Here is a 13,139-nt window from a genome sequence, read left to right as displayed (position 1 = left end):
TTATCCTGCTAAAGTGATATCGTGCTAAAATTCAGAAAATTTTATTGACAATTAAGGTTTTCATCACATACAATAATTATCAAACCAATAGTTTTATGAATGGAATGATACCAATGAGGCATCACCAAAAAATTGTTCAAAATTCAATTGTTTTTATAAAAGAGGCTGGAATCCAAATCGAATGTGATTAGGAATCCAGCCTCTTTCTTTATTATACTAAAGTGGTAGAGGAGCGCGAAATATGATAACGCTGACAGGGAATAGTTTAACGCTAGAGCAAATGAAAGATGTTTTATACCGCAAACAAAAGGTCACGGCATCTGAAAAGAGTATGGAGGCTGCCCAAAAAAGCCGGGAAGCAGTAGAAAGAATCGTTTCAGAATCAAGAGTCGTTTATGGGATAACGACTGGATTTGGAAAATTTAGCGATGTGCTGATCGATAAAGATCATGTACAAGACTTACAGCTTAATTTAATACGTTCCCATGCATGCGGTGTGGGCAACCCTTTCCCGGAGGTTGTTGCTAAAGCAATGGTTCTTCTTCGTGCAAACGCACTTTTAAAAGGATATTCCGGAATTAGACCGCTTGTCATTGAAAAGCTATTGGAATTGGTTAACAAGGACATAATCCCAGTCATTCCACAGCAAGGTTCCCTTGGTGCAAGCGGTGATTTAGCGCCACTATCCCATCTCGCTTTAGTGTTAATTGGCGAAGGCGAAGTTTTTTATAAAAGGGAACGTATGGATTCCCTTGAGGCATTGAAGCAAGAGGGAATCTTACCAGTAACCTTAGATGCAAAGGAAGGTCTGGCCCTTATTAACGGTACCCAGGCGATGACGGCAATGGGCGTTGTCGGCTACTTGGAAGCCGAGCAGATGGCACATGAAAGTGAACTGATTGCCTCGATGACCATTGAAGGGCTGAATGGGATTATTGATGCCTTTGCCGAAGAGGTGCATGTGGCAAGGGGCTATAAACAGCAAATCGATACAGCAGCTAGAATTCGCCGCTATTTAAGTGACAGTTTACTAACCACCCAACAGGGCGAATTAAGGGTTCAAGATGCCTATTCACTGCGTTGTATCCCGCAAGTTCACGGAGCTTCCTGGCAGGCACTTGATTATGTAAAAGAAAAGCTAGAAATAGAAATGAATGCGGCAACAGATAATCCATTAATTTTTGATGATGGTGAAAAGGTTATTTCAGGAGGGAACTTCCACGGACAGCCAATCGCTTTTGCAATGGATTTTATGAAAATTGCTGTCGCAGAACTAGCCAATATTTCTGAAAGAAGAATTGAACGATTAGTCAACCCGCAATTAAATGACCTGCCGCCTTTCTTAAGTCCTGAACCGGGACTGCAATCAGGCGCGATGATCATGCAATATGCCGCTGCCGCACTTGTATCAGAAAATAAAACACTTGCCCATCCTGCGAGCGTTGATTCGATTCCATCATCAGCCAATCAGGAGGATCATGTGAGTATGGGGACAATCGCATCCAGACATGCTTATCAAATTATCCAGAATGTCAGAAGAGTCCTTGCGATCGAACTGATTTGTGCGATGCAAGCAGTAGAAATCCGTGGTGTTGATAAAATGGCATCCCACACAAAAATGTTCTATGAAAAAGGACGGGAACAGGTTCCATCAATTAAGCAGGACCGCATTTTTTCGAAGGATATCGAAAAAGCGGCTGAGTGGTTAAAGACTATTGAATTTTCGCAATTTATTAGAAATCTAAGCGCGGAAAAATATTAATAGGAAAAAGGCGTGAAACTATTCACGCCTTTTACTCTGTCTGTTCCGGAAGCAAACGAGCAGTATCTCCTCGCCCTTCATCTTCCTCAACCCTATTTTTAAAAGCTTCCCGGGTCACAAGGAATTCCTCATCACCTATGGCTTCTTTTACATGTTTTTCAGTTAAACTGTCTTCTGGAAAATTACCGGGGTGGTTCTTCTTTTTATGTTCAAAATGTTCTCCGCGTGCCAAACTCAACACTCCTTTCGTCTTCGCATGTAGCATTCCCAATCAGTAGAAAAATAATTACCTTCAAAAGAGAATTCTATCTTTTTTTTAAAAAAGCTGGTTGAAGGAGTGAATTTTATTTTCACTCTTCACCAGCTTTTTCTTCCGTTTTATCTGGTTTGCACATCCGGTCAAGCAGAAAACCGGCAAACACAATAAACGCAATGGGAATCGAATAGTTTAAAACATGAATAATCGTCATAGCGATGCTTCACCACCATTAATTGAATATTAATAATATTTAGTATATTTATAAGTTGTTTATATTATATGCTAAAGGTCACAAATTAGACAAATTTAAATAGCATAAAAATTATCTATAACCAATCCACGACTCCAAATTCATTTTCTGCCCACTTTTTTGTTCTTCCATTATTTTTCAAAAGGATTTTAAGGATAAGTAGCGTAATTGTTATATAGTGGTGAAATGATTGCAAATCAGACTCTGACTTAATTAAATATGTTTCCAAAGGGGTTATGCTGACATGAACATGAAGGAAACAAAAATAATAGATATTATCTGTATCGGTGGAGCTAATGTGGATTGGAAAATTCAAACATTGAAACCGTTAGCGTACGGAACATCAAACCCAGCCATAAGTGCGAAAACTAAAGGCGGGGTAGCAAGAAATGTTGCGGAAAATTCGGGACGGATCGGACTGAAAACATCTTTATTATCCTATGTAGGAGCAGACACTGAAGGGGAATGGCTCATGCAAAACACGAAAGATTTTGTAGATGTGAGCCCCACTGAAATAATCCACGGAGAAAGCACAGGAACCTATACAGCGGTACTTGATGATGACGGTGAAATGGCGGTCGCCTTTGCAAATATGTCAATTTACAATGAAGTGAAGGAATATTTCTTTGAAAACAATATACGCCATATTCAAAGTGCAAAAATGATTTTACTGGATACGAATTTTCCTGCAAAAGTAATCGGGCAAGTGATAACTAGCTGTAAAAATACAGGTATTCCTATTTGTATTACCCCAGTATCCGTTTCTAAAGCTGATAAATTACCTGATTCCTTAGAAGGTGTTACATGGTTAATCGCCAATCATAAAGAGGCTGAGGCCCTGTCAAAACTAGAAATTACCTCAGAAGGAGATTTCTACCGTGCCGCAGAAGTGATTATGAAAAAGGGTGTTGAGAAAGTCGTAATCACAAGAGGGGAGAAAGGCCTCATTTATTTTACAAACAATGGTGAAGCAGGAGCAATCGTACCGCCAAGTGTCCCGGTTGTGGATGTGACTGGCTCAATAGATTCACTTATTGCAGGGATTTTATTTGGTTATTTAAAAGGTCTCAGCACGGAAGACGCCTGTAAAATTGGTGTATCATGTTCGTTGATTACCCTTCAGACGAGTGATACAGTAAGTTCTGAATTAAATCAACAATCATTACAGGAATCTTTCAAGAAATACTTCAGTAATTGAGTTACGTTAAAGTTAAATTAAGGGATTTTTATGTTGGTTTTTGGAATATTTTGTATGAAAAAGTAGTTAGAAAGTTAATAAAAGTGACAAAATATAACACCCTGTTATAAAAGGACTAGATATAATGAACATATCATATAGAATTAAGTAAATCGACCTAGCGGGAGAAAAGCAAATAAGGTAATCGGTAATGCTTAAGTTGTACTGGAGACAGAAAAAGGCAAACCTGTTGAAAAACAGGGACGCAAAGCCGAGGATCTAAGGCAAGAATCAAACTTGCTACGGTGGCCGGGCTACCTGGAATACGATATGTATTTTAGGGGTGAGAAAAATGGTTATTACAGAAAGAGATGTGGATGTAATCGATCAGGAATGGATGGCACTCATATTTGAGGCAAAGGAACTTGGATTATCAATTGAAGATGTACGGGATTTTCTTAATCGAGACCATCACCAAGAATCACCAAGTACATACTAAAAAAAGGAAAGCATTCTACAAAAAACGACATTTTTGTAGAATGCTTTTCTTTTTGAGCAAAAAGGCTTATTTAATCGTTATTATTTTGATTGATCCGCCACTTATTAAATTCAAGGAAATCACGAAATTGTTCCTTTGAAACACCTGAATTCATAGCCTCTTTGACTAGGTTCATCCAACCGCTATCTAATTCATCCTTGTCAATTTGCTCATGGATTAAATACTCAACTGGAAGATTTAATACAGCAGCAATTTTTTCGAGAAATTGAATGGATGGATTCTTTTGCAGGTTCCTTTCAAGCGAACTTAAATAAGATTTAGCAACTCCTGCTTGTTCAGCAAGTTCGGATAATGACATTTTCTTTTCTAAGCGAAATTTTTTAACGCGGTCACCGATCATTGGGTCTCACACACCTATTTTTAATATTAATATATATATTCTACCAAAAAGAATGGAAAAGTACCATATTAAGAACATGTTAATATTACAATATAATGAACATTGGGAAAGATCGTTTCATAACTAAGATATTTTGAAAAAATGAGCAGATAGAGGTAATATTATAAGTGTTGCCAACCTAAAGTATTATTTTTTTACGAATAATGATGCTGCGTTGAACCATATTGTTAAACATACATAAAAATAAACAAAAATGGAAGGGGATACTGCTAAATGATTGTCCTTAAATCACAACGTGAAATTGAAGCGATGAAAAAGGCTGGAGATATACTTGCAGCCTGCCATAAAGAAATTGCTAAATTAATAAAACCAGGTGTAACAACCTGGGAAATAGAGGAATTTGTTAATGGATTTCTAAGTAAAAGTGGAGCGACACCGGAACAAAAAGGCTATAAAGGCTATGAATATGCTACTTGTGCAAGCATCAACGACGAAGTTTGCCATGGCTTTCCTAGAAAGGAACCATTAAAAGATGGTGATATTGTAACAATTGATATGGTGGTTAATTACAATGGAGCCTTGGCCGATTCAGCATGGTCTTATGCAGTTGGCAAAGTTACCGATGAAACAGATCATTTATTGAAAGTAACAAAGGAAGCCTTATACAAGGGAATTGAACAGGCCGTTGTCGGGAATCGAATTGGGGATATTGGCCATGCAATCCAAACATATGTTGAAAGTGAAGGTCTTTCTGTAGTTCGTGACTTTATTGGCCATGGTATTGGTGCCGTGATTCACGAGAAACCGGATGTTCCCCATTATGGACTACCTGGAAAAGGGGCAAGAATTAAAGAAGGTATGGTGTTTACGATTGAGCCAATGGTGAATATCGGCAGATACCAAACGAAGATGGACGACAATGGCTGGACGGCAAGAACATTTGACGGTAAATATTCGGCACAATATGAGCATACACTTGCGATCACAAAAGATGGCCCCATTATCTTAACCGAACAAAAATAAAAAAAAACCCGTTATTCAAATGTAATAACGGGTTTTTTCCTTACTTTTTTCTTAGACTCCCAAGCTCTTCCACCAATGCCTGCATTTCATTCGGACTAAATGAATTCTTTCTCATGACCATATCGTAAATCTCTTTTAATTCTTCATACATTTCTTCATCAAAGTGAGAAGGCTTAATCGCTCCAAGGTTTAGCACTTTTAATTTATCCTTAATTTGTTCAATCATATACTCGACATTTTCTACGGATTTTACTGATAAATTCATTTCGGGCACCCTTTCCGAATTAATAATCCCATCTTTTCATGTTAAAAAGTATCTGTCAATACATACTTTCTGTATAGTTTAGTTTAACCAAAGAAAGGGAATAAAAGTTATCGGGTGAGACTTGCATAGGAAGGTTACATAAAGCAAAATAATGATAAGATCCTTTTGAAGGGCGCTTGATGATATTTATATGCTATAAGGAGAGGTTAAGATGACGAGGAAAAATCAATTTTGGAAGGGCATGCTGCTCGGAGCCCTCGCTGGTGGAGCTATTAGCTTATTAGACAAACAAACCCGTGAGGCTATGAAGGAAAACGTTCAAAAAACTTCTAGTAAGGTTGCCTATATTGTTCGAAATCCCGGAGAAATAACCGATAAAGTAAAGGGAACGGCAGCGAAAATTAAAACAGCCTTTGAACAGGTTAGTGAAGATATTTCTTATATTACAGATAAGGTGGAAGAGTTAAAAGAGCTGACACCTCAGGTTACGGATATTCTAAAAGAAACAAAAGAAACGTTCTCAGAGAGTGATGAATCAGAATTGTTAGAAGAAGTATTGGTGGAAGGGGAAAAATTAACTTAATGGAGGTGGTAGAAAATGGGTAAAGAAGCGAATGTACGTTCTTCATTGATAAGGCTGCTTTGGCACCGGATTGAGGAAAATGACCTGCCAGGATTAAGTGCACAATTGGCCTACTTTTTTCTTCTTTCCTTGTTTCCACTTCTAATTGTCATATTTACGCTTTTACCTTATTTTCCGATACCACATCAGGATATGCTTGGGATGATCAAAGATTTCGCACCAACCGAAGCGATGGAGTTAATTGAAAAAAATGTTAATGAAATCATGAGTCAGCGAAATGGCGGGTTGCTTTCGTTTGGAATTATTGGGACGATCTGGTCAGCCTCTAATGGAATAAATGCTGTTGTAAGAGCTTTTAATAAAGCCTACAATGTGAAGGAAAGCCGCTCGTTTATTGTCTCACGAGGAATGTCCGTATTATTAACCTTTGGAATGATTTTTGTGTTTATTCTTGCGGTTGTTCTACCGGTATTTGGCAGGGAAATCGGACTTTTTCTTTTCACAAAATTAGGCTATACAACTGAGTTTATCAAGCTTTGGAATACGTTAAGCTGGCTTGTTAGCGCGATTATTTTATTCCTTATTTTTACAGGATTGTATTGGGTTGCCCCAAATGTGAAGCTGCGCTGTCGAAGTGCATTTCCCGGAGCAGCGTTTGCGACATTAGGTTGGATAATATCATCAATGGGCTTATCCTTTTATGTTGGGAAAATTGGTAACTATTCACTAACCTATGGCAGTATTGGGGCGATTATTATTTTAATGATTTGGCTATACATTTCCGCGTTCATTATTATACTTGGCGGAGAAATCAATGCCTTTTATACTGAAAAAAATCGGACGAACTGCTAAAACTTTCCGTCATGAAAAACGTTCATCTGTCCAAACTATGATGGAGGGGCAACCCAACATTAAGGGAGGTTTTACGCGATGACAAAGCATACGAAAAAAGATGGCGGTACAAAGCAAAAAGGTAAAGGCAGTAAAGGAAATAAAACGTCCAGTTCGGCAAACGGCTCTAACGGATACCACTAAGTGGATTCGACATATAAAGAAATGGCCGGGTGATACTCTCACCCGGCTTATAAAATGAACCTTATGATTTTAATAATCTTAGGCTATTTAAAATAACAAGAATGGTACTACCTTCATGGCCGATTACTCCGTAAGGCAGATCAAGCATTTGAAAGAAATTAGATGAAATTAACAGCATGATGACCGTAATGGAGAAAATGACATTTTGTTTGATAATTTTATTCATTCGCTGTGAAAGACGGATAGCTTCTGCAATTCGCGGCAAGTCATTTTTCATAAGCACGATATCAGCTGTTTCAAGGGCTACATCAGTTCCTTCCCCCATAGCAATCCCAACATTGGCAATCGCTAATGCAGGTGCATCATTAATACCATCACCGACCATGGCTACTGTTTTATATTTCTCTTTCAGCTGTTTCAGCTGTTCCACTTTCGCTTCCGGGAGGCATTCAGCAAAAAATTCATCCACATGACTTTCAGCAGCGATAGCGCGGGCTGTTTTTTCACTATCACCGGTAAGCATCACCGTCCGAATTCCTTGTTTCTTTAAATGATCGATCCCAAGCTTTGTTTCCTCACGAACCACATCCTTCATCGCAATCATAGCACTTAGTTCACCGTTTATTTCAATAAACACGAGCGTATTGCCAAGGCTTGCGAGAGCCTTAGCTTTACCATCGGCGAAGCTGTCGGCCTTTTCAGTTCCAACGAAAGCGGCTTTTCCAATCTTCCATTGTTCTCCATTCATTTCTGCTTTTACACCCCAGCCAGGAACATCTTCAAGACTGTCAGGATGGAATAGTTCTTTACGGATATTCTTCTTCGCGTGTTTTACAATCGCATTTGCAAGCGGATGGTTTGAATGGCTCTCAATCGAGGCCGCTTTCCAAATTAGATTTTCTTTTTCCAAGCCCTCTTTTACAATTACTTCGGTGACTTCGGGCTTTCCTTTTGTGAGTGTTCCGGTTTTATCAAAAGCGATGGCCTCTATATGACTTAAATTTTCAAGATGGACACCGCCTTTTACCAATATTCCGTGTCTTGCTCCATTTGAAATGGCCGATAAGGTAGCAGGCATGATTGAAGCGACAAGGGCACATGGGGAAGCAACTACTAATAAAATCATCGCGCGATAAAAGGACTCATGCCAGCTCCATCCAAGTAAAAAGTACGGCAGGAAGAACATGGCCATCACGACAAGCAGGACAACCTTTACGTAGGTTCCTTCAAAGCGTTCAATAAAAAGCTGGGATGGTGACTTTTCACTTTGCGCTGATTGAACGAGCTGAATGATTTTTTGAAAAAGGGTGTCATTGCTTGCCTTTGTCACTTGAACAGTAATCGAGCCTGTCATATTAACGGTTCCGGCAAATACATCCGCTTGTTCCCCTTTAGAGACGGGCATCGACTCACCTGTAATGGCAGCTTCATCAATATTTGTTTGTCCTTTGATAATCATTCCGTCTGAGGGTACACGCTCGCCCGGTTTAATTAGGATTCGGTCACCAACAAGCAGCTCAGAAACGGCAACCCGTTTTTCATAACCATTTGTGATAAGTAATGCCTCTTCCGGCTGCAGCTTCATTAAAGAAGAAATCTCCTTGTGACTTTTATTCATGGTATAGGTTTCCAAGGCACCACTGACAGCAAAAATGAAGATTAACACAGCACCTTCTGTCCAGTAGCCGATAATGGCTGAACCAACCGCTGCAAAAATCATCAACATTTCTACGTTTAGTTCTTTATTTTCATATGTGGCTTCAATGCCTTCCTTTGCTTTGGCAAAACCGCCAATGACAAATGCCAGAAGATAAGCAATGATGGAATCGGCACCACTTCCATATTTATCAAAAAGCCAGCCAGCCAAAATCAATACACCACTTAATCCAGCGGCAATCAGTTCAGCATGTAGTTTGATTTTTTCTATGATACGAATATTCTGTACTTCTTTTGTAAGTGATTTTGCATTTGTACTCATCTTGTATCCCCCCCAATTAATATAATTGTACTCTAAGAAAAAAGTTGCGTCAATTCTAATTGATAAAATTTAGATTTAATTGAGAATAAGTATCGATTGATTTACTAATAATATATGGATTTATGATAATTTTGGTTAATTATAAATAATAATAATTATCATTTGGCTTGTTTGCCGTTGATAAGGATAATCAACCTCATTACCCCTAAAAAACACGAAAGCTGTCATCAGAGTGATGACAGCAAAAAATCTCGCAGGTTCATATATTTTCTTTCATCTTACCACACATACTATGCTGTAAGATATGATTTTGCTCAATTAGTGGGACGGTTTTTATGCTTAATTCAACAATTAATTATTTACCGTAACCAAAGACTTTTCCTTATTTAAAGAAATGATTAAAAAGATAATAAAAAATAATGTGCTAATAATATGAAAGAAGCTAATATTTTTAAAGTACTGGATAAAAAGTCCCCCCAAGGTCGGACCGATTAAACTACCCATACTAAAAAAGATCCCGCACATGAGATTTCCTGTTGGAAATAAATTTTTCGGCATTAAGTCAGCCATATAGGAAATACCTAGTGAGAAAGTCGAGCCAACACACATTCCTGCTACAAATAAACAGACAGCAAGTGAAAAGAAGGATTGCTCCAAGATGCTTGCCGCAGTAAAGCATATGGAGCCAAGGAATAGGATGACAATTAGAACATTCCTTCGGCCAAATTTATCACTTAAAATACCTAAAGGAAGCTGAAATACAATTGCACCTATGGCAAAGGAAGCCAAAAGAAACGAAACACTTTTCACATCAAGGCCAATTCGTAATGCATAAACGGGGAAACTGCCATTTAGAGAAGTCTCTAATACCCCATATGAAAGTGGAGGTAAGAATGCAACCCAGCCATATTTCCATGCTTGCGAAAATCTTTTTAAAGTAGCGGTGAATGAATTAACCTTTATTTCTTGATCCGGATGCTCATTTTTTAGAGCAAATAAGAAAACCCAGCCTACCAAACATAATCCAGAAGATAAAATGAAAGGAAGAGCTTCATTTACATTGACGAGCGGTGTCATTAATGGTCCCGTTGCGAAGCCGATGCCAAAAAACAATCCATATAGAGAAAGATTTCTTCCGCGTCTTTTTTCAGGTGAAAAAGAAGTAATCCACGTCTGGGTAGCAAAATGCAAAGCATGGTCCCCGATTCCTATAAAAAGTCGGAGAATAAACCAAAACCAAAATGTTTTCCATAACGGAAACAATGCCAATGAAACAATCACCAACAAGCCTCCAAAAATGATAACCGGCTTATAACCAAATTTTCGAAGTGGTTGTTCCATAAATGGGGATATGAAAAGAATTCCTATATAAAGCGCAGTAGCATTTAATCCGTTTAATGATGACGAAACACCACTGTGTTCAAAGATAACGGCAATCAAGGGAAGGAGCATACCTTGGCTGAATCCTGAAACAGCTACGATACTAACTAAAATCCAAAATCTATAATTTGTATTTGCATTTATCATTTTTTACCTCTTTAGAAAATAAATTTGTTGGGTATCCAAAAATTTATTATAACAAGATAAATGCCATTTCGGTGAAAAATCATGAAGTAGATGCCTGGATTATTTTGCTCATTTTACTCATGGCCTTTTCGGTAATTTTAGGTGCATGTGAAAACAACATATAGGGTAGAAAAAAGATGAGATAAAAAATAGAAGATGGAGGGAATGCTTTGATTAAAAAAATCTTTATGCTGCTAACGTTCATCGGGGTTCCAGTTTCCGTTATCGGGTCACTGATGCATTGGCCAAGTATCATTCTATTTATTCTTTATTGTTTAACGATTATTGCATTATCCAGCTATATGGGGAGGGCAACCGAAAGCCTTGCGATTGTGGCAGGCCCACGAATTGGGGGACTGTTAAATGCAACCTTCGGAAATGCGGTAGAGCTGATAATTTCGGTTTTTTCATTAAAAGCGGGATTAGTAGGAATTGTCTTAGCATCTTTAACTGGTTCCGTGCTGGGGAACTTGCTGCTGGTCGCCGGGCTTTCCTTTTTTGTCGGCGGATTAAAATTCAAACGCCAGGAATTTAATGTGTTTGATGCCAGGCACAATTCCGGACTGCTGATGTTTGCAGTAATGATTGCTTTCGTCATTCCAGAGGTTTTTTCCATGAATATGAATGAAACAAAAACTCTTTCATTAAGTATCGGGATATCGGTAATCCTTATTCTTCTGTATCTAGCGGCATTATTTTTTAAACTCGTCACCCATCGAGGGGTTTATCAGTCTGGGACGGAAAAAGAGGCTCATGAAGAAGAGACACCGGAATGGGGGAAAGGCAAGGCGATCGCTGTGCTTTTGATCGCAACACTTGCTGTTGCCTATATTTCCGAGCATCTGGTTCATACCTTTGAGTATGTAGGAAAGACTTTCGGGTGGACGGAGCTCTTTATCGGGGTAATCATTGTCGCCATTGTGGGGAATGCTGCGGAACACGCCTCAGCAGTGTTAATGGCTTTTAAAAATAAAATGGATGTTGCAGTTGAGATTGCTATCGGATCTACCTTACAAGTGGCTATGTTTGTATTACCCGTGCTTGTTTTAATTTCCCTTTTCTTTGATGAATCGATGCCATTGATATTCACCTGGCAGGAATTGATTGCAATGGTATCATCCGTGCTCTTGATGGTAGTCATCTCTAACGACGGTGAATCCAACTGGTTTGAAGGTTTAACTCTGCTCGCAGCCTATGTCATCATGGGAATTGGATTTTTTCTACTATAAATAACTTAGGAATACCATTATTGGTGTCAGGCACCAAAAATAAGGCACCAAAAATAAAGACTCTACGCCAAATGGCGTAGAGTCTCTTTTGCCTTTATACTATTCATTTTATTAAAATGTACAGGGTGATTCCCCATTGCTGTGCTATAATGTAACAGTTATTAGGGTTAAAAATCAATCGTTTTCTTTGGGACCATCAATCACCAACCTTCATGTTAGTTAAAGCCAAGAAAAACACGAGTGTTGAATTTCATATAAGACGGGAATCCCAACCTCCTTAAATGCAAATAAGTAAATGGTTAGCCGATTGATTACAGCCCTCCTTTTTTGAAAGGTTAAGTATATTATAAGTTAAAATTGGAATTTTGTAAATAATCTGATTATTACATTTTCATTACTTTTTTACCAATTTATAAGGAGCAACAAATGAAATTTTTTATACGGTTATTATTTTTTATTATCGGATTATCGATTATGACATTCGGCGTATGTATGACAATTAAAGTTGCGGATATCGGTGTCGGTGCCTGGGATGCTTTAAATGTAGTCCTAACTGAAAAGGTAGGGTTATCTGTTGGAAAATGGGTCATGATTGATGGGGCGGTTTTAATTTTTGTCAATGTCCTGTTAGCAAAAAAGAGACCCGATTTACTTTCTTTCTTAACGATCATTTTCATCGGGTCATTAGTTGATTTTTGGCTGATTACAGTTTTTGACCTATTTAAAGTGGACCAATTTATTGTTAAATTGGCAATGCTGCTGGTGGGCATCTTGATTATTGGATTTGGAGCGGCAATTTATTTACAGGCTAAGTTCCCGCAAAGTCCAATCGATAATTTTATGTTAGCAATAAAGGAACGTTTCCATGTGAATTTAATGGCAGCAAAAACAATAGGTGAAATTACAGCCTTAATTCCCGCCTTTTTTCTTAAAGGACCTATTTCGTACGGAACGATTATTATTACATTTACAGTAGGACCCGCGATCCAACTGTTTTTTCCATACTTTGAAAAATTAATAAAGCGCCTTCAGGCAAAATATTGATTAAGTCTAATAGCCGAATTTTTGAAAATAATTGCTAGAATGGATAATATTTATGAACTCCGAAAAAAC

The 13,139-nt window shown here is 38.2% G+C and carries 13 protein-coding genes and 1 riboswitch; of the genes, 8 read left to right on the top strand and 5 right to left on the bottom strand.

Translation table 11 applies throughout. The annotated features are described in order from the left end of the window. Nucleotides 1–241 precede the first annotated feature (241 nt). The gene (gene hutH / locus ACIQXV_RS02470; RefSeq protein WP_402955567.1) at nt 242–1,762 is read left to right on the top strand and encodes a histidine ammonia-lyase; all 1,521 of its coding nucleotides are present in this window, start codon (nt 242–244) and stop codon (nt 1,760–1,762) included. Between the two features lie 31 nt (nt 1,763–1,793). On the opposite strand, the gene ACIQXV_RS02465 is transcribed toward hutH, so the two are convergent. Next, entirely contained in the window at nt 1,794–2,003 is a 210-nt protein-coding gene (locus ACIQXV_RS02465) for a hypothetical protein (RefSeq protein WP_402955564.1), read from the bottom strand. Nucleotides 2,004–2,515: 512 nt separating this feature from the next. On the opposite strand from ACIQXV_RS02465, the gene ACIQXV_RS02460 reads away from it, so the two are divergent. Then, nucleotides 2,516–3,469, top strand: a complete 954-nt coding sequence (locus ACIQXV_RS02460; RefSeq protein WP_402955561.1) for a carbohydrate kinase family protein — start codon at nt 2,516–2,518, stop codon at nt 3,467–3,469. 209 nt (nt 3,470–3,678) lie between these two features. Then, a riboswitch (cyclic di-GMP riboswitch) is annotated at nt 3,679–3,770 on the top strand. Nucleotides 3,771–3,800: 30 nt separating this feature from the next. Continuing rightward, nucleotides 3,801–3,947, top strand: a complete 147-nt coding sequence (locus ACIQXV_RS02455) for an anti-repressor SinI family protein (protein ID WP_402955558.1) — start codon at nt 3,801–3,803, stop codon at nt 3,945–3,947. 70 nt (nt 3,948–4,017) lie between these two features. Here the strand turns inward: ACIQXV_RS02455 and ACIQXV_RS02450 are convergent, their stop codons facing one another. Further along, on the bottom strand, nt 4,018–4,347 hold the full coding sequence (locus ACIQXV_RS02450; protein WP_402955555.1) for a helix-turn-helix domain-containing protein: 330 nt from the start codon (nt 4,345–4,347) through the stop codon (nt 4,018–4,020). 273 nt (nt 4,348–4,620) lie between these two features. On the opposite strand from ACIQXV_RS02450, the gene map reads away from it, so the two are divergent. Beyond that, nucleotides 4,621–5,370, top strand: coding sequence for a type I methionyl aminopeptidase (gene map / locus ACIQXV_RS02445; RefSeq protein ID WP_402955552.1), 750 nt, complete (start codon nt 4,621–4,623; stop codon nt 5,368–5,370). A gap of 40 nt (nt 5,371–5,410) precedes the next feature. Here map and ACIQXV_RS02440 read toward each other — a convergent pair whose 3' ends face one another. Continuing rightward, complete coding sequence (locus ACIQXV_RS02440; RefSeq protein WP_402955549.1) at nt 5,411–5,635, bottom strand: DUF1128 domain-containing protein; 225 nt, start codon at nt 5,633–5,635, stop codon at nt 5,411–5,413. A 211-nt stretch (nt 5,636–5,846) separates the two neighbouring features. On the opposite strand from ACIQXV_RS02440, the gene ACIQXV_RS02435 reads away from it, so the two are divergent. Together ACIQXV_RS02435 and ACIQXV_RS02430 are read left to right on the top strand one after the other, a co-directional pair. Continuing rightward, complete coding sequence (locus ACIQXV_RS02435) at nt 5,847–6,218, top strand: YtxH domain-containing protein (protein WP_402955546.1); 372 nt, start codon at nt 5,847–5,849, stop codon at nt 6,216–6,218. 15 nt (nt 6,219–6,233) lie between these two features. After that, nucleotides 6,234–7,070, top strand: a complete 837-nt coding sequence (locus ACIQXV_RS02430; protein ID WP_402955543.1) for a YihY/virulence factor BrkB family protein — start codon at nt 6,234–6,236, stop codon at nt 7,068–7,070. 244 nt (nt 7,071–7,314) lie between these two features. Here ACIQXV_RS02430 and ACIQXV_RS02425 read toward each other — a convergent pair whose 3' ends face one another. Both ACIQXV_RS02425 and ACIQXV_RS02420 read right to left on the bottom strand, forming a co-directional pair. Then, a complete protein-coding gene (locus ACIQXV_RS02425) occupies nt 7,315–9,231 on the bottom strand; it encodes a heavy metal translocating P-type ATPase (RefSeq protein ID WP_402955540.1) in 1,917 nt (638 codons plus the stop codon). Nucleotides 9,232–9,582: 351 nt separating this feature from the next. Beyond that, on the bottom strand, nt 9,583–10,758 hold the full coding sequence (locus ACIQXV_RS02420; protein ID WP_402955537.1) for an MFS transporter: 1,176 nt from the start codon (nt 10,756–10,758) through the stop codon (nt 9,583–9,585). A 209-nt stretch (nt 10,759–10,967) separates the two neighbouring features. Between ACIQXV_RS02420 and cax the strand changes: the two genes are divergently transcribed. Together cax and ACIQXV_RS02410 are read left to right on the top strand one after the other, a co-directional pair. Further along, nucleotides 10,968–12,026, top strand: coding sequence for a calcium/proton exchanger (gene cax / locus ACIQXV_RS02415; protein WP_402955534.1), 1,059 nt, complete (start codon nt 10,968–10,970; stop codon nt 12,024–12,026). 426 nt (nt 12,027–12,452) lie between these two features. Beyond that, complete coding sequence (locus ACIQXV_RS02410) at nt 12,453–13,070, top strand: YczE/YyaS/YitT family protein (RefSeq protein WP_402955531.1); 618 nt, start codon at nt 12,453–12,455, stop codon at nt 13,068–13,070. Nucleotides 13,071–13,139 lie beyond the last annotated feature (69 nt).

It is taken from the genome of Neobacillus sp. NPDC097160 (genome assembly GCF_044762155.1).
Taxonomy (GTDB): Bacteria; Bacillota; Bacilli; order Bacillales; family Cytobacillaceae; genus Neobacillus.
This window is presented reverse-complemented; position numbering and strand designations above follow the sequence as displayed.

Coding starts and splice junctions, on each gene's coding strand:
- ACIQXV_RS02410 (WP_402955531.1), top strand. CDS start 12,453: ATGAAATTTTTTATACGGTTATTATTTTTTATTATCGGATTATCGATT.
- ACIQXV_RS02440 (WP_402955549.1), bottom strand. CDS start 5,635: ATGAATTTATCAGTAAAATCCGTAGAAAATGTCGAGTATATGATTGAA.
- map (WP_402955552.1), top strand. CDS start 4,621: ATGATTGTCCTTAAATCACAACGTGAAATTGAAGCGATGAAAAAGGCT.
- ACIQXV_RS02455 (WP_402955558.1), top strand. CDS start 3,801: ATGGTTATTACAGAAAGAGATGTGGATGTAATCGATCAGGAATGGATG.
- ACIQXV_RS02420 (WP_402955537.1), bottom strand. CDS start 10,758: ATGATAAATGCAAATACAAATTATAGATTTTGGATTTTAGTTAGTATC.
- ACIQXV_RS02460 (WP_402955561.1), top strand. CDS start 2,516: ATGAACATGAAGGAAACAAAAATAATAGATATTATCTGTATCGGTGGA.
- hutH (WP_402955567.1), top strand. CDS start 242: ATGATAACGCTGACAGGGAATAGTTTAACGCTAGAGCAAATGAAAGAT.
- ACIQXV_RS02435 (WP_402955546.1), top strand. CDS start 5,847: ATGACGAGGAAAAATCAATTTTGGAAGGGCATGCTGCTCGGAGCCCTC.
- ACIQXV_RS02430 (WP_402955543.1), top strand. CDS start 6,234: ATGGGTAAAGAAGCGAATGTACGTTCTTCATTGATAAGGCTGCTTTGG.
- ACIQXV_RS02450 (WP_402955555.1), bottom strand. CDS start 4,347: ATGATCGGTGACCGCGTTAAAAAATTTCGCTTAGAAAAGAAAATGTCA.
- ACIQXV_RS02425 (WP_402955540.1), bottom strand. CDS start 9,231: ATGAGTACAAATGCAAAATCACTTACAAAAGAAGTACAGAATATTCGT.